The organism is Candidatus Limnocylindria bacterium, from assembly GCA_036523395.1.
In the GTDB taxonomy this organism is placed as follows: domain Bacteria; phylum Chloroflexota; class Limnocylindria; order P2-11E; family P2-11E; genus CF-39.
This window is the reverse complement of record DATDEH010000053.1, coordinates 40,054-61,358: the sequence shown is the minus strand read 5'-3', so window position 1 is coordinate 61,358 and position 21,305 is coordinate 40,054. Positions and strand designations below refer to the sequence as shown.

Here is a 21,305-nt window from a genome sequence, read left to right as displayed (position 1 = left end):
GTCAGCCGCGCGAGCGTGCCACCAGCACGGAGCCGCTCGCGCGGCCCAAGACCTTGCGCGCGACGCTCCCCAGGATGAGGCGCTGCAGGCCGGTACGTCCACGCGTTCCCATCGCGATGAGGTCGGCCCGGCTCTCCTGAGCGGCAGCCAGGATCTCATCGCCAGGATCGCCCTCACGCACGTCGGTGGCGACCTCGAGGCCGGCCGCGCGGAGCTGGTCCGCACGCCGGCGGACGAGCTGCTCGTGTTCGACGCGGTCCGCGGCGAGCGCCTCCCGGTACGCTTCCCTGGCCGCAGCTCGGACGGTCGGGGCGATGCCCGACGACAGGGGCCGGGTGACGGAAACGACGCTGATCACCTGGACCGGCGCCGCGAAGATCCCCGACGCGACCACGCCCGCCGCCGTTCCTGAGTCAGCCGATCCATCGTCCGCGAGGACGATCGAGGTGACGTCGGTGGCACGGGCGATCAGCACCGGGCAGGGAGCGTGGTCGACGACCTCCGCGGCGACCGAACCCAGGATCGCCGAGGCAATAGCTCCGCGGCCGTGGGAGCCCACGACGACAAGGTCGGCCGCCCACCGCTCGGCCTCCGTAACGATCACGCTCGCGGCTCGGCCGCGAAGTGCCTCGGCCTCGAGTGTGATCTGCGTCTGCCGAAGCGGCTCCGCGAACGCCTGGACTTCGGCCTGGAGCGCCGAGACGACCGCGCTCACGACCTCGTCGCGCATCGCGTCTGGAAGACCCGCCGCCGTGGGCTCGGCACCCAGCGCGCGGACGACGCGGATCGACGACCCCCTCGGCAGATGGAGCTTCCGCACCAGAGCGCGGGCGCGTTCTGAACCCGGGGACTCGTCGGCGGCGAACAGGACACGTAGCGGCTTCAGCACCCGTTCGTGCATCGATGACATCGTGGCGCGTCGGAGCTGTGCGCGTTCGACTTGCTCAAGTTCGTCGGCGTCAGTATGAGTTCCGCGGATCGATCTCGTCGGATGCCCGGACGCGCCGCTCGCTGCTTCCGCCGCGAGCGGCGCGTGTCAGGCACGAGGGGTGTGTCTACGGAGATGTGATCAGGAACGCGAAGCGGAAGATCGGCAGTGGTTCGCCGGGATGGTCCGACAGCGCGGTGAGCTGCGGCATCTTGTAGTTGGCCGGCCGCGTTTCGCTGCCCTGGTAGATGCCGGGATACATGTCGACGTAGTGCCAGCCCGGCGCCCCGGACACGGTCAGGAAGATCGTGAGGTCGCCCGCGCTCTGGAAGGCACACGCGTATCCGGTGAAGGCGTTGTCGTACACGACGTGGTAGATCTGCTCGGTCTCCGTCCAGCCGACACCCTTCAGGTGCAGTGTCGTCTTCGTGCCCGACGGGCCCTTGTCAACGGAGAGGGGCAGGGCGCTCGCGAGGATGTACACGCTCGTCTTCGCGACGACCGCGTCACCGAGCTTTGCGGTGACCGTGTGGATACCGCCGAGGTCATCGGGGATCGGGAATGCCCAATTGAACGAGCCGGCCGCATCCGTCTTCACTCTCGTGAGCGTCTTGGTGCGCTCCTCGAATCCGGTGACGGAGCGGTTGCCGACCATCGTCGTCCATTGAAGCTCGATCTCGCTGTTCGCGGCGAGCGCTTTGCCGTTCAACGTCGCCGGCGTGCCGACAGCCGCTCCGTAGGGAGCGGACCAGATGCCCTGCGCCACCGGCCTCGCCGCGATCTGAGCGAAGCCCTGCGCCTCGGCAGCCGTGGGCTTCACCGCGACGCCATCGGTGACCGTGAAGGGAATGTGCGGGAATGGCCGCGATGCGACGACGGGCTGCTGGTTCGGGTTCATGTAGGGCGCGCCGAACTCGGAATGGCCGAGCGTGATGATGTGCGTGCCCACGTAACCGGTGGCGGGGATCACGACCTTGGCGTAGCCGTCGGTCGTGATCGACGATACCCAGCCGGTGTACGCGTTGTCATACGCCAGCTGGAAGCTGTTCTGGTACGACTGATAGCCGATGCCCTTCACCTCGACGGTGATCGGTGTCCCGACGGGACCGCTGGTCGGCGTGATCGTCGTGACCATGTCGACATCGAACAGGCTCTTGTTGCGGATCACTTTGTCGGCGTCGACGACCATCACGTCGTGCGCGTATCCGAATCCCTGCGGGACGGCGAAGGTGGCCTTGAAGCCGCCGGTCGCGTCGGTCGTGACGCTCTGGAGAGCGTTCTGCACGGTCCGGGCGTCGCGCCCGAGGAACTTGCTCCGGTCGTCCGAGAGCTTCCACTGGACCTTCCCGGTGGTCCAGACGAGGTCGTACTTGGTCGATGGCTTGAGACCGCTCGCCGTCGCGGTCACCGGCGTATCCCACGGGCCGTGTGCCGGTTCCAGCGAGAACTTGCCAACGATCTCCTGTGGTTGGATCGACGGTTGCGCTGAGGCGGCCGCCGCCACGGACGCGGTGGGCTTGGGCGTTGCGGCGACGCTCGCGCTCGGCTCGGGCGTCTTGGATGCGCTGCCGCACGCGGACAGCATGGCTGCGAGGGCGAACGCGACGGCGACACGCCTCATTTCAGTTACCTCTTTCCGGCAGGGACGATCTGGAGTTGGGCGGCAGGGACCAAGAACTGGTTCCAGGTACCGATCGCGCCGTCCAGGCTCGTCGCCTTGATCTGGTAGGTGAACGCTCCGGTCGGGTAGTCCTTCGGCACGCTGAAGCCGGCGGTCCAGAAGAATTCCGCGGGGGCCTCCTTGGTGCCACCGTGCCCGCCGTACTTGAATGCCGTTGCCTTCCCGTCTGGAGTGATCAGGTCGAACGACTTGATGGCCTTGTCGTCAAGGGCCTTGTTCGAGAGCGGGTCGAGCGCCCGGTAGCGCCACACGATGCGCGAACCCTGAGGGAACCGACTCTGCTGCGTGCAGGAGAGGAACGTCTTTTCCTCATCGGTGAGCCCTTCGGGGCTACGGACCGTGTCGCCTTGCAGGATGAGGAACGTGGCGACCTGGGGCTTGGTGGTGGCCGCGACGGTCGGCGCGGTCGTCGGTGCCGTCGTAGCGGACGTCCCCGTTTCGCCAGTGCCAGCTCCGCACGAGGCAAGTACGCCGGCGAGGAAGGTCATGGCCGCGGTGGATGCGAGCGCGCGGGATCGGAACGTCATGCGGTGTCCTCCTTTGCGGTTGTCTTGACCGCGCGTACGGCGATGCCGCGCGCGGTGCCGAATAGTGCGAACGCGATGAGGCCCCAGACCGACAGCACGATCGCGCCGGCGGCGTAGGGGACGAGGCGCGTGAAGCCGAGCAGAGCGGGCTCGTCGCTGCGATAGGGTGGCGCCGCCAGCGTCGCCTCGAACGTCGCGGTGCCCACCGACGGCACCAGGGATCCCTGCCCGGCGAAGCGGACGGCGATGTCGTGTGACCCGGTCGACGCCGGCAGATAACTGAGCGAGGCGTTCCCCTGGCCGTCGGTGCGCGCGGTCCCGATGAGCTCCTCGCGCGGGCCGAAGAAGTCGACGAGGTCGTAGAACCGGACGATCGCATCGTTGACCGGTTTGCCGTCGGGGCTCACGACGCGTGTCTCGATGACGTATCCGAGCTCCGCCTTGGCGGCTGCGCGCGTCTTGACTTCGACACGGGCGCCGTCCGGCGGCGGCGCGATCGCCGCTCGCACGGCGCGTGCGCTCGCCGTGTCGTGTCCGGCATGCGCCGGCGCGGCAGCGTCGGGCGCCGGCGCGGCCAGCGCGCTCACGGGCCGCGTCCCGGCGGGAAGGAGCGAGCGTCCGGGTCCGAGCAGTGCGAATGCCGCGATACTCACGGCCGCGAACGCGATCACGATGCGCCTCATTCGTCGCCTCCCGAGGCGAAGCTGGGCACCAGCGCCGCGGCGCGCGGCTCGGATGCGCCTTCGACCTCCTCCATCTCGTGGACGGACATGACCGGGAAGAAGCGGAAGAAGAGGATCAGGATCAGCGGGATCGCCGCCGCGGTCCCGATGGTGATCGTCACCTCGACCCATGTCGGTGCGTACCGGCCCCAGTCCCAGGGCATGACCGGCTCGGCCATGCCGGGGACCACGATGAGGAAGCGCTTCAGCCACATGCCGGCGATCACGAGTCCCGACGCCGCGCACACGCGCCCGATCGCCCACCGTCCGGGGACCGCCGCGAGCAGGAGCGGGAAGATGAGACCCAGGAAGGTGAAACCCCAGAAGGCTGGTGCGTAGGTCCCGACGAAGATCGCCTCGAGCACCGGCGTCGTCGCGGCGTCGAGGAGGTATCCCTCCGTGAGGTACTCGCTGACCATGAAGTACAGATACCCCATGCCCAGTGCGATGAGCAGGTATGAGAGGTAGCGGAAGTGCTTCGCGGTGATGAACTCCTGCAGGCCATACACCTTGCGGAAGACGGCGACCACGATGATCACCGCGGCGACACCCGAGAGCATCGCGGCGAGGACGAAGAGCGGAGCGAAGATCGTGCTGTGCCAGCCGCCGCGCGCGGTCACCGCGAAGAGCCATGCGAGCACCGAGTGCACCGAGATCGCGAGCGGGATGATGAGGACGGCCATGACCGCGATGCCGCGCTGCAGCGAGCGCTCCTGACCCACGGCGCCGCGCCACCCGAGCGCGAGGATGCCGTAGATCCGGCGCAACAGGCCCGGCCGCATCGTGTCGCGCGTCGTCGCGAGGTCCGGGATGAGCGGCAGATACAGGAAGACGAGGCTCGCCATCATGTAGGTACTGATCGCGACGAGGTCCCAGATGATCGGCGATCCGACCTGCGCGTACTGGATCGTGTAGAGGAAGCGGTCGGGCCGGCCCAGATCGATGATCGGATAGATCGCGCCGACGAGCAGGGCGGCGACGGCCGTCGCTTCGGCGATGCGCGTCAGCGGCGCCCGCCATTTCGCGTTGGTGAGTCGGAGGATCGCGCTCGTCATCGCGCCGCCGTAGCTGATCCCGATAAAGAAGACGCAGTTGATGATGTAGAAGCCCCACGAGACCTTCTGATTTAGTCCGGTGACCCAGAGTCCACGCTGGACCTGGTAGATGTAGGCATAGAAGCCGGCCGCGACCAGGGCTGAGAGGACGACGACGCTGATCCAGAACTTCGCGTCGCCGCGGCCGATCGACCACATGGCGCGGGCCACGTAGCGCTCGTGCGTCCGGGTGTCCATCTAGTAGTCCAGGAGCTGGCCGTGGCCGGCGATGTAGTACACGCGCGGACCGGTACCGAGCTCTTCCTTGTAGCGGAAGGCGTCGTTCTCCTTGATGAAGGTCGAGAGGCGGACCGTCTCGTCGCCGTTCGTCGCGATGTCCTCCACCAGGTCGCCGATCCAGATCGCTTTCATGCCACACGCGTCGACGCACGCGGGGAGCTCGCCATTCGCGCTGCGGTGCACGCAGAACATGCACTTGCCGACCGTGCCCTTCTGCTGCGGCACCGGAAACTCAGGCGTGGGGTGCTGGAAGGGATTGCTCGCGACGGGCGGGTCGCCGTAGTTGAAGTAGCGCGCGCCGTACGGGCAGGCCGCCATGCACATGCGGCACCCGATGCAGCGATCCTGGTCCACGAGGACGACCCCGTCCCTCGTCTTGAAGGTCGCGGCGACGGGGCAGACCTTCAGGCATGGCGCGTTCTCGCACTGGAAGCATGGGCGCGGCATGAAGAAGGAGCCGCCCTGCTTGTCGTGGACCTCGAAGACCTTGATCCACTCGAAGCTCTCAGGAAGGTGATGGGTCTCCTGGCAGGCCTTGGTGCAGGCCTTACACCCATCGCACTTGCGGAGGTCGATCACCATCGCCCACTGGCGCTGGGGGCCGGTCTCGGCAGCGTCGGCCTCGGCGAACGCCAGGGGAACGAAGCCAGCCGCGAGCGCTCCGGCTCCGATACCTCCCAGTCTCCCGAGGAGCTGCCTCCGTGACACCAGCGCCATCGCCAGCCTCCTGCCTGTGTCAGCGCTCTCAGTGCGCTCTCAGGTTGGAGCGAACGCTCACCTAAGAAGAGGCTGAGAAAAAGGCCCGTTCGGCACTAACGAGGTGGTCCTACCGGCAGATTCCGGCTGTCAGGCCCCTCCTGACACTGCATCCATGTCCACCGACAGGGCGCAGCGCGTACTTGTGGCGGACGACGACGAGGGTGTCACGAGCGTCGTCGCGCGAACGCTGATACGCGAGGGATACGAAGTGCGGACCGCGCCCGACGGCGATTCCGCCCTGCGCTCGCTACGCGAGTGGCAACCCGATGCGGTCGTCCTCGACGTCCTCATGCCAGGGACCGATGGCCTCGCGGTCTGCCGACGAGTTCGCAGCGAACGTCCCGATCTCGGCATCCTCATCCTCACCGCGAAGGACGGGGCGAGCGATCAGATCGTCGGTCTCGACGCTGGCGCGGACGACTATCTGGTGAAGCCCTTCAGCCTTCAGGTGCTCGCGGCGCACCTTCGCGCCGTGCTTCGACGGCGAGAACCCTCACCGAAGGTGCTTCGCGTCGCGGACCTCGAGCTCGACACCGGGAGTCACGATGCGAGCCGCGGCCAGCGTCGTTTCACGCTGACGTCGACCGAGTATCGACTCCTGCTCCATCTCATGCGAGAAGCTGGACAGGTCATCCCCAAGGCCGATCTCACACGACGGGTGTGGGGGTACGACTTCGAGGGCAACGAGAACGTGTGCGAGGTCTACGTGGGATACCTCCGGCAGAAGCTCGAGGCCGGCGGCGAGCCGCGGCTGATCCACACCCTGCGCGGCGCGGGGTACACGCTCCGAGACGGGTCGTGACCCTGCGTCGCCGTCTCACCCTCTTCTACGGCGTGCTTCTTGGCGTCGTGCTCGCGGTGGCGCTCACCCTCGCCTACGTCCTCCACGCGGAGTCGCATGACGCCGACGTGGATGCGGCGATAACGGACATGACCGATCGCGCGATCGCCGACGTCGTGCTCGAGATGACCGGAGGTAGATCCGCGGCCGACGTGCGCCTGGTCGAGCTGCATCGCATGATCGACGAGCCGCACGGCGTGTGGATCTTCGACGGTCCGACGCTGCTCGACAGCGCTGGAAGCACCGACGATCCCGCACTCGCCGATCTGCGGGTCGGCGATCTGGGCCCAGGCTGGCTGACGACCTGGACCCCGAGCGGACGCGCGCGGCTGCTCGTCGCTGCGGTCGCCGGCACCACCGTGAAGGTCGTTACCGCTGTCAACCTGGCCTCGGTCGACGCTTCGAACGCCGAGCTCCGGACCGCGCTGTTCTTGCTCGCGCTCGTCGCGGTCGGAGTCGGTGCCGCGGGGGCCTCGGCCATCGCGGGAAGCGCGCTGCGTCCGATCGCGCGCATGACCGAAACGGCCGGGGAGATCGCGCGATCGCGCGACTTCTCACGCCGCGTGCGTGTGGACGGCGGCGACGAGGACGAGTTGGTGCAGCTCGGGCTGACGTTCGACGAGATGCTCGCGAGCCTCCAGGACGCGCACCGCCAACAGCAGCGTTTTGTTGGGGACGTGTCGCACGAGCTGCGAACGCCGCTCACCACGATCCGCGGGAACGCCGAGCTCCTCGCCGCGAACGACGCCGACCCCGCAGGCCAACGCGTCGCGATCGCGCAGATCCGCCGGGAGACGGAGCGGCTCTCGCGGCTCGTCGACGAGCTCCTCGTGCTCGCGCGCGCCGATGCTCTCGAAGCGTTCGTGCCGCGTCGGGTTCAGCTCGACGAGGTGCTGATGGAGACGTTCGCCGACCTGCAAGGTATCGCCGGCCGGCGGCTCCGAGTGAGTGCCATCGACGCGGTGACGGTGGGAGGCGAGCCCGACCGCCTCAAGCAGCTCGTGCTCGTGCTTCTCGACAACGCGCTGCGCTACACCCCAAACGGCACGGTGGACGTTTCGATCGCCGACGACGGTCGGGACGCGGTGCTGCGGGTCGAGGACGACGGGATCGGCATCGCGGTGTCTGACCTGCCGCATGTCTTCGAGCGCTTCTACCGTGGAGACGCCGCACGACGTATCGACGCGTCGGGCAGCGGCCTGGGCTTACCGATCGCGCGTTGGATCGTCGAACGGCACGGGGGAGAGATCCGCATCGAGTCGCGCCCGCTGCGCGGCACGCGGGTCACCGCGCGGATCCCGCTGGCGGCCTCGGCCGCGTAACGCGCACCGCTCCTCAGCGCGCGGCGGCGGGATCATTCGCTCGGGGCCCGGGTCTACGCCCTGGGCGCGAATCTGAGCGAGATCGAGTTCACGCAGTGCCGCGTGTTCTTGGCGGTGAACCGCTCGCCGACGAAGACGTGGCCGAGGTGTCCGCCGCAGGCCGCGCACTCTATCTCGACGCGTTCGCCATCCGGATCCGGCACCCGCCGCACGGCGCCTTCGATCTCCTGGTCGAATGATGGCCAGCCACAGCCGGAGTGGAACTTCGCATCTGAGATGTAGAGGGGCGCCTCGCAGCGTCTGCAGATGTACGTGCCCTCGACGAAGAAATCGTCGTACTCGCCGGTGAATGGGCGCTCCGTCCCCTTGTTGACGATGACCCGCGCCTCTTCCGCCGTGAGCTTGTTCAGCGCTCTCATGACCTGATTATCGGGGCCCAGGATCCCGCCGGCATACCGGTGATGAGCAGGCGCTTCACCACGCAGTCGTTGCCGCCGGGCTCGCGCCGTGACCTGCGCGAGGCCCCGACGCGAGCCGACGGCGGCTGTGGGGAGGGGTTGGGGTGGCGTGTTAAATGGTGCTCACGTGAAGATGAGCACCGGCGGGTGGCCGTCGTCATTACCGATTCGTCATGACGAAATCGTCATCGCGGGGGCGGCGCGGCCGTCGATAGTGTTCGGTCCGCTGCTGAAGTTACCTTCACCCTCGATTTCACAGGCTGCCGTTCCCGGAAATGACCGTCGAGTCATGACTCGACCGCTCTTGAGGGTCAGTCTTGGGTCATGTCGATCGACGACCGCATCAATGGCCTGGTGGTCCAGGAGTTCCGGCTGCACAGCGCGGATAGCGCGGGCGACGCGGCCGGGATCGTCGCGACCTTCTCTCGCGGGATCGGACCGGCCGTCCCGCTGCTCACGAGCATCGACGACAACCGCGATGTCGCGACGGTGCGTGCGCTGCATCCGGGAGAGCTCCCGGACGGTGATCCGGCGGAACGCGTGGCGCTCGATGCACTCGTGGCGACATGGCAGCCACCGCGGCATTACGGACCGCGGATCACGGAACGTTCCGAGAGTCCGCCGTCGTACTACCGGCTCGCGGTGACGGAGTCAGGCATCAACAGCACGGCGTCCGACATACCGGCCGACACCCAGCGCGGCGTCTCGGAAGGCGGAGCAGCGACACCTCTCGGTCTGCTGTGGATCGGTTCACCGCTGGGGACGTATGCCGGCCTGATGGTCCTCGTAGGCGACCACGATGATCCAGCCGGGGCGATGCTCGCTCCGCGTGACTGGCCACTGCCGTTCAGCCGCCTCCTCGGTGTTCGGATCTACGAGAGCCAGTCCTAGCTAAGCGCTTGTGGGCGCGGGTCCGGGAACGAGCTGGGAAATGAGCTCGGCAGCGGTCTCGACATCTGCCGCACCGCCCGTGCGGTCATGGATGGCGAGCTCGCGCGCGAGCGTCATCATCGTCCACGCGACGAACTTTCGTATCCATCAAACGGCCCTGCCTCGGCTTCGTTGCACGCGCCTGATCGATCATGGCGGTGAGCTCATCGCGGACCGCGCGGCGCCAGTCCGTGTGGAACCGCGCGATGTCGCTTTCCTGCAGCACGGCGTCGTACCAGGCCCGCCACAGACCGACCGAACGTGGGTCGTCGACGGTCTTGCGAAGACCGGCGGCGAGTGATTCCTTATCCCCAAGGTCCTTCGTGGTGAGGATCCGCGACAGGACCGGCGCGCGGACGACCATCACCTGGCGGAGCAGCTCCGACTTGCGCCCGAAGTGCGTGTAAAAGGTCCCGATCCCTACGCCGGCGCGCGCACAGATGTCATGGATCGTCGCGGCGTTGTAGCCGCGCTCCGCGAACGTCGCCTCTGCCCATCCAGGAGGCGCCGAAAGCTGTCGCCGCGCTCCCGGATCGATGCCGGCCGGCCGGTGGTCGAAATTGCACTTCTATTCAAGTTAGGCATTGCCAAATCGAGGACAATATTGCGAAGCGTCATCGACAACTGCAATAGCTTTGGACCATGGTTCGGAGTAAAAGGAGAGCGGATGGCGTCTAGGCCGGCCGCACCTGCCACGAAGGACGCCGAGCGTGCTGTGCGCGTGCTCCTGGTGATCGAAGACCGGGCGCTCGCGAACACCATCGACCTGACCCTGCGCCACGGAGGCTATCTCCGGCGCGCGGAGTCGAGCGTCGAAGCCGCCAGGGCTGCGATCTCCGAATGGAAGCCGCACCTCCTTCTTCTCGACATCGACCTCGAGGCAGGCGCGGGTATCCAGCTCATCGACGACGCGCGGTCCGGTGGGCCGATCGGCGTCATCGCACTGACCCGCCGAAGCGACCTTCGTGGAAAGCTCGACGCCTTCGAGCGCGGTGCCGACGACTACATCGCCGTGCCATTCGTTCCGGACGATCTGGTCGCGCGCGCCCGCGCGGTCATCCGCCGGACGCACGGCAAGGCCGGGGAGCTCGTGCCGCGCCTGCGTGTCGGCGATCTCGAGATCGACGTGCTCAACCGGAAAGTCCTCGCCGGCGATCACGAGCTGCATCTCACGTCGCTCGAGCAGGCGCTGCTGTACCTGCTCGCCGCGAACGCGGGAAGCGTGCTGACGCGTGAGCAGATCCTCGACGCGCTCTGGGGCACCGACTTTGTGATCGAAAGCAACGTGGTTGACCGGCACGTTCGCGCTCTGCGCGCAAAGCTGCAGAACGACTGGCACAAGCCGCGATACATCGAGACCGTTCCCGGGAGCGGGTATCGGTTCGTTCCGGGGACGGGCACGAAGGCGAACGGCCCGGTCTAGTCTGGCTTTCCTGCCCGGGCCGGGGTCAAGCCGCGCGTGGCGTTACGAAATCGTCATGCGCCGATCGCACCCGCGTGCGACCTTGTCCTGGCTGCCGAGACGGGTCGTCGGCAGGCCGTGGGGGGAAACGGCGGGAGGAAGCGATGAAGCCAGAAAGCGTTCTTGTCGTCGAGGACGACGCCGGACTGAGCGCGCTCGTCGGCGATCTGCTCACCGAGGCCGGCTATCGTCCCGTCACCATTGCCGATCACGCGCTCATCGGCGCCGCCGTCGACCGGTGGCAGCCGCGGTGCGTGATCATCGACGGCGAGCTAAACGCCACCGGCGAGAGTCGCACCTGGTCGGACGCCGCCGCCATCCGTCGAGCCCATCCGACCTTGCCTGTGTTGATGTTCACGGCCGATGGGGCGGCTCTGGCAGAGGCTGAGGCCGGTACGTCGCGACGCAGCCGCGACGCGCGGTTCGCGGGGTTCGTGAGCAAGCCTTTCGTCGTCGAGGAATTCCTCGCGATGGTGAGGAGCGCCATCGATGGTCCGGCGGCGACCGACGAGAAAGCAGCGCCGCCATCCAACAGCGCGGCCGCCGAGATCACGGTGTTCCCGGATGTCGGCCGGCTCGCGTCCGACTGGCCGGAGACCGATCTCCTTGAGGTCGTCGTCCACGAGCTGCGCGCTCCCCTCACCGTGATCCGGGGACAAGCGCAGCGGGCGCGCCGGCACATCGGGCAGGACCCGGAGAAGGAGCGCGAGGCGATCGACATCGCGATCGCGCAGACGGAGCGGATGGCGCAGCTGATCGCCGGGCTCCTGGATCACTCGCGGATCACGTCCAACGGCCTCAGCCTCAAGGTCGTCCCACTTGATCTCGCGAGCGTGGTGGTGGAGGCGATCGGTCGGTTCGAATACGGCGCGACTCCGCGGATCAGCTTCGAGCGGCCTCCCGACGCGGTGCGCGTGCTTGGTGACCCGGCGCGGATCGCGCAGATCCTGGACAACCTCCTCAGCAACGCCGCGAAATACAGCGGACCGGCGGATCCGATCGAGGTCCTGCTCACGATCGAACGGAACGAGGCGCAGGTCCGGGTCTCGGACCACGGCGTTGGCGTGCCCGAAGATGAGCGCGACCTGCTGTTCACGCCGTTCTACCGCACGTCGAGGACGCGCGACGTTCCCGGAAACGGCCTGGGCCTGCACATCAGCAAGCGTCTCGCCGAGCGTCACGGTGGTCGTATGTGGCTGGAAGCCACATCGAGCGCCGGCAGTACGTTCGTTTTCGCACTGCCGCTCGCGGGCGCCAGACCGCGGCCCGGAGGCGCCGGTACTCAGTAGCGCAACGACGAAGGAGCACCCTTATCGGGTGCTCCTTTCGCCCTGCCACGAGGTTGAGTTACGGCTTGGGCTGCGTGATGCCGAGCTGCTTCATCAGGTCGACCTGATCGAAGTAGGTACGCTCGCGCTGGATCAGGCCGTTGCGGAACGAGCTGATCACCATGGTCTTGAGAACGATCGGCTTGTTCGTCGCCGGGATCGTTCCCGTCGATGCGACGAGCGGGCCGGTCTGCGTCGCCTTGAAGACGACCTCGGAAGCGACCTGGTCGCCCTGTGCGATCTGGTTCGTGACTTCTGCGGTGCCCTGAGGGAACGCCGTCTTCCAGACCTTGAGTGACTGGAGGATCTGCGCCTTGCCCTTGTACTTGCCGCTCGGGTCGGAGGTCTCGGCGTCCTCAGCGTACGGAGCCTTGTCGAGGTCGCCCTTGACCATGGCTGAGACCCATTGCTTGATCGTCGCGGTGTTGGCTGCGGCGTTGTTGATGCCGCCGTTGTTCGTGCCGTTCTGAGCGACGATCGGTTTGTCTTGTGTGAGCGTCATAGATGCCCTTCTTTCTGCGTCAACCCTACTCGCAATACTTGCAAATAGCAAGTAAGTAACAATAAAGTAAGTACCCGATGGATGAGCTCGCGAGCGCACTCGCTGTTGTTGGACACAAGTGGACGCTGCTCATCATCCGCGATCTTCTCAACGGTCCGCGTCGATTCACCGAGATAGAACGTTCGCTCGTTCACGCCAATCCAAAGATGGTCACGGCGCGGCTGCGCGAGCTCGAGGCGGCGGGCCTCGTCTCACGCACGATCTACGCCGAGGTACCTCCGCGGGTGGAGTACACGCTCACCGATCGCGGCCGCGAGCTTCGCCCGACCATCAACGCACTGAAGCGCTGGGGCACCCGCAGGCCACGCCGAAGTTCGCGTCACGGGCCTGCATCGATGAAGCGCGCGTGATCGACGATGAGAGCGTTGGTCCTCTCGAGCTGCCGCGCGATGAACTGGTAGAAGCGCTCGTAGAACAGCGGGAAGGCCTGCTCGCTGTCCTCGCCGCCGACCGCCGCGAGCTCTTCGCTGACGTCTTGCTGGCCGGAAAGGATCTGGGCGTAGCGGTCGCGGAACCGCGACAGGTTCGCGCCAAGATCCGTGAGGCTCGGGCTCGCGTTGCGGGTGAGCATCTTGAATTTCTCTTCCTTGTCCCACACCCTCGGCACTGAGAACAGGAACGGATCGCGGCCGGGCGCGAACATCTGGTTTGCGCGTCGCGTCGTGCATCGGGTACGTGACGATCAGGGCACCGGGGCCGGTGCTCAGCCAGCCCTCGTTCAGCGTGCGCACGACATCGTGATCCCCGAAGCCAGTGGCCGCGCTGTCGATCGGGCGCTCGTTGCCCGCCTCGAATGCCCTGACGAATTTGTTCGCAGGAAATGAGAAGTCCGACATGCGCCCCAGTGCGACCGCTGTGCCGACACTGAGGATGTCTTTCACGACGTCGATGAGGCCAGGTCCGCGGGTCTGTTTGGCGTCCCAGACACCGGCTGCGGCCAGCGCGTTGTGCGCGATGTGGCTGCGGTTGTCGGTGTACGCGTTCCAGGAGCGCCGGCACTCTCGCGGCGGCGAAGACGACGTACCCCAGCGAGATGCGCAGCCTTACGCTCAAAGACATACCCGAACCCGTGGAGGTCGCATCGATCGAGTGGCGCTGACATCCCGCATCAGCCGGACTCTTGCCATCGCGTCCGCTGTGGTGCTCGCAAGCGCCTGCGCTGTTCGGAGCGGCGCGCCGTCCGCATCGCCGAGCGCGCTAGCCACCACGGCGCCGGATGCGTCCGCGGCCGGCACGCCGACGTCGACGCCAAGTCCGCAGCCGACGCCGACCCCGCGCGAGGAACCTCCGCCGGTCGCGGCCGACCCGGTCGCGATCGCCGCGCAGATCGCGGGCGCTGAGCGTGCGATCCGTGACAGCAAGGTGACCGGTGCGGAGCTGACGTGGACGGGCCATCTGCAGCAGCGCATCTATCGCACCATCTCGGCGCGGCCCGAGTGGCGCGAGGGATTCCTCGCAGCCGTCCCCGCCGCGATCCGCGGCGTCGTCACCACGAATCTCGATGCCACGTCGGAGCTGCGTGCGACGGTCGTTCCCGGTCCCGATCTGCCGACCGCGTGGCGCATCGTCGATCCGGCGCCTCTCGCCGACCTGGCTCGCTTCTATCGCGAGGCGGAGACCGAGTTCGGAGTCCCCTGGGCATATCTCGCGTCGATCCATCTTGTCGAGACGCGCATGGGCCGGATCCGCGGCACGTCTGTCGCGGGCGCGCAGGGGCCGATGCAGTTCATGCCCGGCACGTGGGCCGCGTACGGCCAAGGTGACGTGAACTCGGACCGCGATGCGATCCGCGCGGCTGCGCGTTACCTCAAAGCGAACGGAGCGCCGGCCAACATGGCGAACGCGCTCTTCCGCTACAACAACTCACAGCGTTACGTGCGCGCTGTGACCGCGTACGCCGAGGTCATGCTCGCCGAGCCCGACGCATACCGTGGCTATTACGGCTGGCAGGTCTATTACCTGACGACGCGGGGTGACATCCTTTTGCCGGTCGGGTACGGTCGCTGACCCGGCTGGAAGCGAGGTCCGCATGATGTCCTTCGAACGCGCACCTGGGATCGGCGCGGAGCCGGCTCCCGTTCCGGCGAGCGGGGCAACGATCACCGATGGCGTGTCGCCAGCGATCCGGCTCCAGATCTTGTCGACCGAGCACTGGAGCCTGCTCGCGTCGCGCTCGCTCGCCTGGAACGAGTCGTTCAGCCGCGCGGATCCTGCCTGTCGTGCTGCTCATCGGTGTTGCCACAGCGATCCGCCTCGGCACGGCGAATTACCACGAGGCGCTCTGTGTGATCGGCATGAATCGCATCCGGGCGGCGTATCTGGAGCTCGCACCCGACGTCGAACGTTACTTCGTGATGAGCGCTCACGACGATCCGCATGGGCATGCGCATCACGATGGGCGTCCAGCCTGGCGGCGGCGTGCCCTTCTGGTTTCTGCAGATACTCTCGGGCACAGGCACGGTGGTGATGGTCCTGAATGCCGTGCTCGTTGGGGTCATCGTCGCGCTCGCCACGCTCCGTATCGAAGGGGCCGCATCGGCGATCCTCGCAGTAGGTGCACTGGGCTTCGTCGTCGCGTTGCTGCTCCAGGGTCTGTATGTCCGGAGGAACATCGCCAAAATGCAAGCCGGACTTCGCCCGCGGTTCCCGACGCCCCCGGGTGATCGCTAGCGTCAGTAGCGCAACGAGGACTGCCGTGACTGTGTTCGCCGGCGCACGCGAGCGCCGTCTTGCTGCGGTATAGCCTCCGCACCTGCGACAGAGGAGGGACCAGCGTGGGAGCAAAAGCGATCTGGCGCGAGGACCTCGTCACCAGCCTGCTCGCGAGCCTTCTCGTGATGGGGCTCTTCCTCGATGGTTGGAATCACATCAATCTGCAGAACGGCGCGCTCGGCGGCTTCTTCACCATCTGGCACTTGATGCTGTACGCCGGATTCAACGGGACCGCGCTGTGGGTCGTCACGCGCAATCCACACCTCTTATAACCGGGGCGCGCGGCCGGCTCCGTACTTCCACAAGTTCCTCGGGATCCCGCTCCGCTATCCCCTCGCGATCGGCGGCCTCGCGATCGATGTGGTGTCGTCTGAGGAAATAGTGTGCAGCGGCTACGGGTCGCGTATGAGTTCCGCCATTACCGATCCGTCGTATCGCCTTCCGCGCTGAGGATCGCCATCCGCTCTAACGCCCTCGGGTCGCATTCGTTCGGCGACCCATTAAAGTCATGCTTGACCACGGGTTGCCATATGCCCAAGAGTTCTCGTAATGAGCGATGCGGCAAGAACCTCGGACGTGCGCGGCCCCAGCGTGCTCATCGCGGACGACCACGCGGCGGTCCGCGCCCTGGTGCGAGTAACGCTCATGGCGCAGGGCTGGCGTGTCGTCGAGGCCTCGACGCCGGGCGAAACGCTCGTCGTTGCGCGCGCGGAGCAGCCTGAGATCGTTCTTCTCGACGTCGCTTTCGGAGAGCACGAGCGTGACGGCTTCGTCGTGTGTCGCGAGCTTCGCAGCGCGCCGGAGACCCGCGACATTCGCGTCGTCATGCTGACCGCGCGCGACGATCCGGAGAGCCGCGCCTTCGCGAGCGCGGTCGGCGCGACCGCGTACATCGTGAAGCCGTTCGGCCCCCTCGATCTCGTCCGGATGCTGAAGATCGTTCTCGATCAACCCACACCCGACCCCGGTCTCGGCCTGTTCCTCGTCGATGCGGGCGCGATCCAGCCGGCGCAGCTCGAGCGCGCGCTCGCGGAACAGCGCCTCCGTCAGGGCCGTCGTGTACCAATCGGTGCGCTCCTGGTCGAGCTCGGCTTCGCGAAGCGGGAGGACGTCGAACGCGCCGCCGCACGTCAACAGCGCGCGCGCGAGGTGCCCGCCGACAGCGGTGCGGCGCGGAGGCAGATACGCCTGGTGATCGCCGACGACAATCCGATGGTGCGTGAAGGACTGCGCAGCGCGATCGCGACGAGTGACGACCTCGTCACCGTGGGCATCGCGACCGATGGCAACGAGGCACTGAGCCTTATTCGCCAGCTCGATCCGGACGTCGTCGTCCTGGATCATCGGATGCCGGGCCTGCGCGGACTCGATGTGGCGACGCGCCTTCATAACGAGTCGTCTGACACCGCGGTGGTCATGTTCACGCTCGACGAGGGCATCCGCGACCTTGCGCTCGCGAACGGCGTGACTGCGTTCGTTCCAAAGGACACGCCCCTCGCGACGCTGCTGGCCGAGATCCGCCGCGTCGCGAGACCACAGCGAGACACGCCTCCGGAGCGGGCGAACGCGCGCATCGTCCTGACCGCACGGGGCGTTTCGCGCGGCGCGTTCAGCGTTCTCGCACGGCGCCGGCGAGCGATCACGGTCATCGCGATCCTGCTCGTCGCGTACGCGGCCGCGTTCCTCATCGCCGAGCCGATCTTCGGCGCGAGCGCCGCGGTGCTGTCGATCGCGCCCGTGGCGGTGGCCGGTGCGCTCTTTGGGCCGGAGCTCGGCGTCGTTGCCGCGTTCCTCGCGGTCGCCGCGAACTTCGCGCTCTGGGCCGGGACGGACCATCCGATCGGAGAGCCGGTGATCCGGGTCGGCGGCAACGGCGTGGGCGCGCTCGTCCTCATGGGCATCGGCGCCGGCTTCGGCGCGATGCGCCTCGTGCGAGGCCGATTCGATGCGCACGGCCGACGGCTCGGCGCCCTTGCCGAGGTCGCGCTGGCGCTGGCGGCCGGTCCGACGCCCGACGTGTTGCGGCTCCTCGCAGAGGGCGCGCTGGAGATCGTTCCCGGAGATGCCGCCCTGCTGTACGCCACGGTCCCCGGCGGCGGCCTCGAGCTTGTCGCGGCGACGGGCGCGGCGCGGACAACGGTCGGCCAGCGGGAGACCGCTGGCGAGCTCGTGCGGGCTCAACTGCAACGGCACGCGTCCATCTCGTGGGACCTGACGAACGGCGCGGTGATCCGCGCCGTCCCCGATGCGAAGGGCGCGATCGTCGTCCCGATCCCCGGCGTCGCAGAAGTGGTCGCCGGGGTCCTTGTGCTCGTCACCACGCGGCGTCGTGAGTACGGCGAGCCCCACCTCCAGGTGCTGTCGAGCTACGCGACCTTCATCGGCGCGGCGCTGCACGCGCCAAGTGTGGGCTCGGAGCGAGGCGCGCTCGTGTCACAGGCGGCGGGCAACCGCTAGACCACCGCGCCTCCGGCAGCGGCGCGGGGAATATCCTCAAAGGTAGTGGCGACGGCACCCGCGCTTCCCGGAGGATTCGAGCTCCCACTCGAGCCGCGTCTCCCGCGTCTCGGGTCGGTCGATGCCGTCGCGCTCGAGGAACGCGCCGATGTGCTCTCGAAGCGCTCGATCAAGCGCGAGTCAAAGCTGTTCGCGCTGGATCTCGCGATCCGCATGATGGACCTGACCACGCTCGAGGGCGCCGACACGCCGGGAAAGGTCGCCGCGCTCAGCTCGAAGGGCATCCGGCCGGACCCCGGCGATCCCGCCATCCCTTCGGTGGCGGCGATCTGCGTCTATCCGAACCTCGTCCCGTACGCGCTCGAGCGCACCAAAGGCACCGACGTGAAGGTCGCCTCCGTCGCGACGGCGTTCCCATCGGGCCAGTCGCCGCTGCAGGTGAAGCTCGATGAGACGAAGTGGGTGGTCGACGCCGGCGCGCAAGAGGTCGACATGGTGATCGACCGGGGCGCGTTCCTCTCGGGCCGCTATGCGCAGGTCTATGACGAGGTCGTGCGCGTGAAGGAGATCTGCGGAAGCCGCGCGCATCTGAAGGTCATCATCGAGACCGGTGAGCTCGGCACGTACGACAACGTGCGCCGGGCGTCGCTGCTCGCGATCGCCGGCGGCGCGGACTTCATCAAGACGTCGACCGGCAAGGCCGCGACCAACGCGACGCTGCCGGTCGCTCTCTGCATGCTCGAGGTGATCCGCGACGTGCACGAGGAGACCGGCCGTGTCGTCGGCATGAAGGTCGCTGGCGGGATCCGCCAGTCCAAGCAGGCGGTCCAGTTCCTCGTGCAGGTGCACGAGACGCTCGGACTCGCGTGGCTCACTCCGGATCGCTATCGGATCGGGGCTTCGACTCTCCTCAACGACGTGCTCATGCAGATCCACAAGGAGCGCACCGGCCGCTACCAGAACCCGGACTACTTCACGATTGACTGAGCGTAGGCAGGGCGACGTCGTTCGCCGCGCCGACAAGGCGCCGATGGCGACGGCATGGGACTATGCGCCCGCGCCGGAGTCGCGCGACATCGTGCGCATCCAGGAGCGCTACGGCCTGTTCATCGGTGGAAAGTTCGTCGAGCCGCTGTCCGGCGAGCGCTACACGACGATCGATCCTGCGCGCGAAGCGCCACTCTCCGAGGTGGCTCAGGCCAACAAGGCCGACGTCGACCGCGCGGTGAAGGCCGCGCGTGGCGCGTTCGACGGAACGTGGTCGAAGCTGCGTCCGAGCGAGCGCGCGAAGTACCTCTTCCGGATCGCGCGGATCCTGCAGGAGCGCGCGCGGGAGTTCGCCGTCCTCGAGTCCCTCAACGGCGGCAAGCCGATCCGCGAGTCCCGCGACGTCGACATCCCGCTGGCCGCCGCGCACTTCTTCTATTACGCCGGCTGGGCGGACAAGCTCGAGTACGCGTTCCCCAACCGCAGACCGCGGCCGATCGGCGTCGCGGCGCAGATCATCCCGTGGAACTTCCCGTTGCTCATGCTCGCGTGGAAGATCGCGCCCGCGCTCGCCGCCGGCAACACCGTCGTGCTCAAGCCGGCGGAGACGACGCCACTCTCCGCCCTCTTGTTCTGCGACGTACTTCGGCAGGCGGAGCTTCCGCCGGGCGTCGTGAACATCATCACCGGCGACGGCCGCACCGGCGCGGAGATGGTCGCGCACCCTGACGTCGACAAGATCGCGTTCACCGGGTCGACCGAGGTGGGGAAGGCCATCCAGCGGACGCTCGCCGGGACCGGTAAGCGCCTCACGCTCGAGCTTGGCGGGAAGGCGGCGAACATCATCTTCGACGACGCGCCGCTCGACCAGGCCGTCGAGGGGATCATCAACGGCATCTACTTCAACCAGGGCCATGTGTGCTGCGCCGGGTCGCGCCTCCTCGTGCAGGAGTCCATCTACGAGGCGACGATCGCGAAGCTGAAGCGGCGCATGCGCACCCTGCGCGTCGGCGATCCGCTCGACAAGAACACCGACGTGGGCGCCATCAACTCGAAGCAGCAGCTGGACAAGATCGCCGCGCTGGTGCAGTCGGGCGTCGACGAGGGCGCGGAGATCTACCAGCCGCCGTGCAAGCTGCCCGAGCGCGGCTACTGGTTCGTGCCGACCGTCTTCACCAACGTCGCCCAGTCGTACCGCATCGCGCAGGAGGAGATCTTCGGTCCTGTGCTCTCCGTGCTCACGTTCCGCACGCCCGACGAGGCGATCGAGAAGGCGAACAACACGCCCTACGGGCTTTCGGCCGGCGTCTGGACCGAGAAGGGCTCGCGCATCCTGGCGATGGCGCAGAAGCTTCGCGCCGGCGTCATCTGGGCGAACACCTACAACCGTTTCGATCCCGCCTCGCCGTTCGGTGGTTATAAGGAGTCCGGCTTCGGGCGCGAAGGCGGCCGGCATGGCCTCGAGGCGTACGTCGCGCTGGACGACGCATGAGCCGGCTGCCGGTCCAGAAGACCTACAAGCTGTTCATTGGCGGCGCGTTCCCGCGATCCGAGTCGGGCCGCACGCTCGTCGTGGAGGGCGCGAACATCGCGCGCGCGTCGCGCAAGGATCTCCGCGACGCCGTCCGCATCGCGCGGCAGGCCGGCGCGGGCTGGGCGAAGGCGACGGCGTACAACCGTGGCCAGGTGCTCTACCGCATCGCCGAGATGATGGAGATGCGACGGAGCGAGCTCGCGTCCCTCGCGCCGCGCAAGAACGAGGTCGACCGCGCGATCGACCGTGTCGTCTGGTACGCCGGCTGGGCGGACAAGATCGCGCAGGTCGTCGGCAGCGCGAATCCCGTCGCCGGCCCGTACTTCAACTTCACCGTGCCCGAACCGACCGGCGTCACGGGGATCCTCGCGCCCGAGCCGCCGCTCCTCGGCCTCGTCACGCGCTTGATGCCGGTCATCGTCGGCGGCAACACCGCCGTCGTCATCGCATCGGAGAAGCACCCGCTCGTCGCGATCGAATTCGCTGAGTGCCTCGCCACCGCGGACGTGCCGCCGGGCGTCGTGAACGTCCTCACCGGTCTCCGGAAGGAGCTCGCGCCGATCCTCGCGTCGCACATGGACGTTGCCGCGCTCGACCTCACCGGCGCGGATGGCGATGCCGCGGAGCTCGAGCGCCTCGGCGCGGAGAACGTGAAGCGCGTCGTGCGCGGGAAGGCCGACGGGCAGAGCCCCTACGACATCGAGGCGTTCCTCGAGCTGAAGACCGTCTGGCATCCCATCGGGATGTGACGCTCAGCCTCG

Annotated in this window: 24 protein-coding genes; 13 read left to right on the top strand and 11 right to left on the bottom strand. The window is 67.5% G+C overall.

Translation table 11 applies throughout. The features are described from left to right. Position 1: 1 nt before the first annotated feature. The 6 genes from VI056_07160 to VI056_07135 all read right to left on the bottom strand — a co-directional run bounded on the left by VI056_07160 (position 2) and on the right by VI056_07135 (position 5,909). A complete protein-coding gene (locus VI056_07160) occupies positions 2–901 on the bottom strand; it encodes a universal stress protein (GenBank protein ID HEY6202806.1) in 900 nt (299 codons plus the stop codon). A gap of 154 nt (positions 902–1,055) precedes the next feature. After that, positions 1,056–2,549 carry a hypothetical protein gene (locus tag VI056_07155; protein HEY6202805.1) on the bottom strand — a complete coding sequence of 498 codons (1,494 nt, stop codon included), beginning with the start codon at positions 2,547–2,549 and terminating at the stop codon, positions 1,056–1,058. Between the two features lie 5 nt (positions 2,550–2,554). Further along, positions 2,555–3,136, bottom strand: coding sequence for a hypothetical protein (locus VI056_07150; protein ID HEY6202804.1), 582 nt, complete (start codon positions 3,134–3,136; stop codon positions 2,555–2,557). Continuing rightward, on the bottom strand, positions 3,133–3,819 hold the full coding sequence (locus tag VI056_07145) for a hypothetical protein (protein ID HEY6202803.1): 687 nt from the start codon (positions 3,817–3,819) through the stop codon (positions 3,133–3,135). Before VI056_07145 ends, VI056_07150 begins: the two co-directional genes overlap by 4 nt. After that, a complete protein-coding gene (gene nrfD / locus VI056_07140; protein HEY6202802.1) occupies positions 3,816–5,150 on the bottom strand; it encodes an NrfD/PsrC family molybdoenzyme membrane anchor subunit in 1,335 nt (444 codons plus the stop codon). Before nrfD ends, VI056_07145 begins: the two co-directional genes overlap by 4 nt. Next, the gene (locus VI056_07135; GenBank protein HEY6202801.1) at positions 5,151–5,909 is read right to left on the bottom strand and encodes a 4Fe-4S dicluster domain-containing protein; all 759 of its coding nucleotides are present in this window, start codon (positions 5,907–5,909) and stop codon (positions 5,151–5,153) included. Positions 5,910–6,063: 154 nt separating this feature from the next. Here VI056_07135 and VI056_07130 point away from each other — a divergent pair, with 154 nt between their 5' ends. Both VI056_07130 and VI056_07125 read left to right on the top strand, forming a co-directional pair. Continuing rightward, positions 6,064–6,753 carry a response regulator transcription factor gene (locus tag VI056_07130; protein HEY6202800.1) on the top strand — a complete coding sequence of 230 codons (690 nt, stop codon included), beginning with the start codon at positions 6,064–6,066 and terminating at the stop codon, positions 6,751–6,753. Next, positions 6,750–8,114, top strand: coding sequence for a HAMP domain-containing sensor histidine kinase (locus tag VI056_07125; protein ID HEY6202799.1), 1,365 nt, complete (start codon positions 6,750–6,752; stop codon positions 8,112–8,114). The genes VI056_07130 and VI056_07125 overlap by 4 nt, the downstream gene beginning before the upstream one ends. Positions 8,115–8,167: 53 nt before the next feature. Here VI056_07125 and VI056_07120 read toward each other — a convergent pair whose 3' ends face one another. Next, positions 8,168–8,533 carry a methionine-R-sulfoxide reductase gene (locus VI056_07120; GenBank protein HEY6202798.1) on the bottom strand — a complete coding sequence of 122 codons (366 nt, stop codon included), beginning with the start codon at positions 8,531–8,533 and terminating at the stop codon, positions 8,168–8,170. Positions 8,534–8,896: 363 nt separating this feature from the next. Here VI056_07120 and VI056_07115 point away from each other — a divergent pair, with 363 nt between their 5' ends. Continuing rightward, entirely contained in the window at positions 8,897–9,463 is a 567-nt protein-coding gene (locus tag VI056_07115) for a hypothetical protein (protein ID HEY6202797.1), read from the top strand. A gap of 85 nt (positions 9,464–9,548) precedes the next feature. On the opposite strand, the gene VI056_07110 is transcribed toward VI056_07115, so the two are convergent. Continuing rightward, positions 9,549–9,869: a hypothetical protein gene (locus VI056_07110; protein HEY6202796.1), complete on the bottom strand. Its 321-nt coding sequence runs from the start codon at positions 9,867–9,869 to the stop codon at positions 9,549–9,551. A gap of 300 nt (positions 9,870–10,169) precedes the next feature. Here VI056_07110 and VI056_07105 point away from each other — a divergent pair, with 300 nt between their 5' ends. Together VI056_07105 and VI056_07100 are read left to right on the top strand one after the other, a co-directional pair. Then, positions 10,170–10,925 carry a response regulator transcription factor gene (locus VI056_07105; protein ID HEY6202795.1) on the top strand — a complete coding sequence of 252 codons (756 nt, stop codon included), beginning with the start codon at positions 10,170–10,172 and terminating at the stop codon, positions 10,923–10,925. A 143-nt stretch (positions 10,926–11,068) separates the two neighbouring features. Beyond that, entirely contained in the window at positions 11,069–12,253 is a 1,185-nt protein-coding gene (locus VI056_07100) for an ATP-binding protein (protein ID HEY6202794.1), read from the top strand. A 58-nt stretch (positions 12,254–12,311) separates the two neighbouring features. Here the strand turns inward: VI056_07100 and VI056_07095 are convergent, their stop codons facing one another. Continuing rightward, positions 12,312–12,794, bottom strand: coding sequence for an ester cyclase (locus VI056_07095; protein ID HEY6202793.1), 483 nt, complete (start codon positions 12,792–12,794; stop codon positions 12,312–12,314). Between the two features lie 77 nt (positions 12,795–12,871). Here VI056_07095 and VI056_07090 point away from each other — a divergent pair, with 77 nt between their 5' ends. Continuing rightward, positions 12,872–13,204 carry a helix-turn-helix domain-containing protein gene (locus tag VI056_07090; GenBank protein ID HEY6202792.1) on the top strand — a complete coding sequence of 111 codons (333 nt, stop codon included), beginning with the start codon at positions 12,872–12,874 and terminating at the stop codon, positions 13,202–13,204. Here the strand turns inward: VI056_07090 and VI056_07085 are convergent. After that, positions 13,174–13,497, bottom strand: coding sequence for a hypothetical protein (locus VI056_07085; GenBank protein HEY6202791.1), 324 nt, complete (start codon positions 13,495–13,497; stop codon positions 13,174–13,176). The genes VI056_07090 and VI056_07085 overlap by 31 nt on opposite strands. A 446-nt stretch (positions 13,498–13,943) precedes the next feature. Here VI056_07085 and VI056_07080 point away from each other — a divergent pair, with 446 nt between their 5' ends. Then, positions 13,944–14,861 carry a lytic transglycosylase domain-containing protein gene (locus VI056_07080; GenBank protein ID HEY6202790.1) on the top strand — a complete coding sequence of 306 codons (918 nt, stop codon included), beginning with the start codon at positions 13,944–13,946 and terminating at the stop codon, positions 14,859–14,861. Between the two features lie 188 nt (positions 14,862–15,049). Here the strand turns inward: VI056_07080 and VI056_07075 are convergent, their stop codons facing one another. After that, entirely contained in the window at positions 15,050–15,238 is a 189-nt protein-coding gene (locus VI056_07075) for a hypothetical protein (GenBank protein HEY6202789.1), read from the bottom strand. Between VI056_07075 and VI056_07070 the strand changes: the two genes are divergently transcribed. The 6 genes from VI056_07070 (at position 15,231) to VI056_07045 (ending at position 21,293) form a co-directional block, all read left to right on the top strand. Beyond that, positions 15,231–15,524 carry a hypothetical protein gene (locus tag VI056_07070; protein ID HEY6202788.1) on the top strand — a complete coding sequence of 98 codons (294 nt, stop codon included), beginning with the start codon at positions 15,231–15,233 and terminating at the stop codon, positions 15,522–15,524. The genes VI056_07075 and VI056_07070 overlap by 8 nt on opposite strands. A gap of 104 nt (positions 15,525–15,628) precedes the next feature. Further along, positions 15,629–15,838, top strand: coding sequence for a hypothetical protein (locus VI056_07065; GenBank protein HEY6202787.1), 210 nt, complete (start codon positions 15,629–15,631; stop codon positions 15,836–15,838). 304 nt (positions 15,839–16,142) lie between these two features. Next, on the top strand, positions 16,143–18,023 hold the full coding sequence (locus tag VI056_07060; protein ID HEY6202786.1) for a response regulator: 1,881 nt from the start codon (positions 16,143–16,145) through the stop codon (positions 18,021–18,023). A 150-nt stretch (positions 18,024–18,173) separates the two neighbouring features. After that, positions 18,174–19,010 (top strand): deoxyribose-phosphate aldolase, encoded by an 837-nt coding sequence (deoC, locus tag VI056_07055; GenBank protein ID HEY6202785.1) that lies wholly within the window; start codon positions 18,174–18,176, stop codon positions 19,008–19,010. A gap of 43 nt (positions 19,011–19,053) precedes the next feature. After that, on the top strand, positions 19,054–20,502 hold the full coding sequence (locus VI056_07050) for an aldehyde dehydrogenase family protein (protein ID HEY6202784.1): 1,449 nt from the start codon (positions 19,054–19,056) through the stop codon (positions 20,500–20,502). Further along, the gene (locus tag VI056_07045; GenBank protein ID HEY6202783.1) at positions 20,499–21,293 is read left to right on the top strand and encodes an aldehyde dehydrogenase family protein; all 795 of its coding nucleotides are present in this window, start codon (positions 20,499–20,501) and stop codon (positions 21,291–21,293) included. The genes VI056_07050 and VI056_07045 overlap by 4 nt, the downstream gene beginning before the upstream one ends. Positions 21,294–21,305 lie beyond the last annotated feature (12 nt).

Excerpts from the sequence above, each read along its gene's own strand:
- VI056_07160 (HEY6202806.1), bottom strand. The coding sequence starts at position 901 with ATGCACGAACGGGTGCTGAAGCCGCTACGTGTCCTGTTCGCCGCCGAC.
- VI056_07155 (HEY6202805.1), bottom strand. The coding sequence starts at position 2,549 with ATGAGGCGTGTCGCCGTCGCGTTCGCCCTCGCAGCCATGCTGTCCGCG.
- VI056_07150 (HEY6202804.1), bottom strand. The coding sequence starts at position 3,136 with ATGACGTTCCGATCCCGCGCGCTCGCATCCACCGCGGCCATGACCTTC.
- VI056_07145 (HEY6202803.1), bottom strand. The coding sequence starts at position 3,819 with ATGAGGCGCATCGTGATCGCGTTCGCGGCCGTGAGTATCGCGGCATTC.
- nrfD (HEY6202802.1), bottom strand. The coding sequence starts at position 5,150 with ATGGACACCCGGACGCACGAGCGCTACGTGGCCCGCGCCATGTGGTCG.
- VI056_07135 (HEY6202801.1), bottom strand. The coding sequence starts at position 5,909 with ATGGCGCTGGTGTCACGGAGGCAGCTCCTCGGGAGACTGGGAGGTATC.
- VI056_07130 (HEY6202800.1), top strand. The coding sequence starts at position 6,064 with ATGTCCACCGACAGGGCGCAGCGCGTACTTGTGGCGGACGACGACGAG.
- VI056_07120 (HEY6202798.1), bottom strand. The coding sequence starts at position 8,533 with ATGAGAGCGCTGAACAAGCTCACGGCGGAAGAGGCGCGGGTCATCGTC.
- VI056_07115 (HEY6202797.1), top strand. The coding sequence starts at position 8,897 with ATGTCGATCGACGACCGCATCAATGGCCTGGTGGTCCAGGAGTTCCGG.
- VI056_07105 (HEY6202795.1), top strand. The coding sequence starts at position 10,170 with ATGGCGTCTAGGCCGGCCGCACCTGCCACGAAGGACGCCGAGCGTGCT.
- VI056_07100 (HEY6202794.1), top strand. The coding sequence starts at position 11,069 with ATGAAGCCAGAAAGCGTTCTTGTCGTCGAGGACGACGCCGGACTGAGC.
- VI056_07095 (HEY6202793.1), bottom strand. The coding sequence starts at position 12,794 with ATGACGCTCACACAAGACAAACCGATCGTCGCTCAGAACGGCACGAAC.
- VI056_07090 (HEY6202792.1), top strand. The coding sequence starts at position 12,872 with ATGGATGAGCTCGCGAGCGCACTCGCTGTTGTTGGACACAAGTGGACG.
- VI056_07085 (HEY6202791.1), bottom strand. The coding sequence starts at position 13,497 with ATGTTCGCGCCCGGCCGCGATCCGTTCCTGTTCTCAGTGCCGAGGGTG.
- VI056_07070 (HEY6202788.1), top strand. The coding sequence starts at position 15,231 with ATGGGCATGCGCATCACGATGGGCGTCCAGCCTGGCGGCGGCGTGCCC.
- VI056_07075 (HEY6202789.1), bottom strand. The coding sequence starts at position 15,238 with ATGCCCATGCGGATCGTCGTGAGCGCTCATCACGAAGTAACGTTCGAC.
- VI056_07050 (HEY6202784.1), top strand. The coding sequence starts at position 19,054 with ATGGCGACGGCATGGGACTATGCGCCCGCGCCGGAGTCGCGCGACATC.
- VI056_07045 (HEY6202783.1), top strand. The coding sequence starts at position 20,499 with ATGAGCCGGCTGCCGGTCCAGAAGACCTACAAGCTGTTCATTGGCGGC.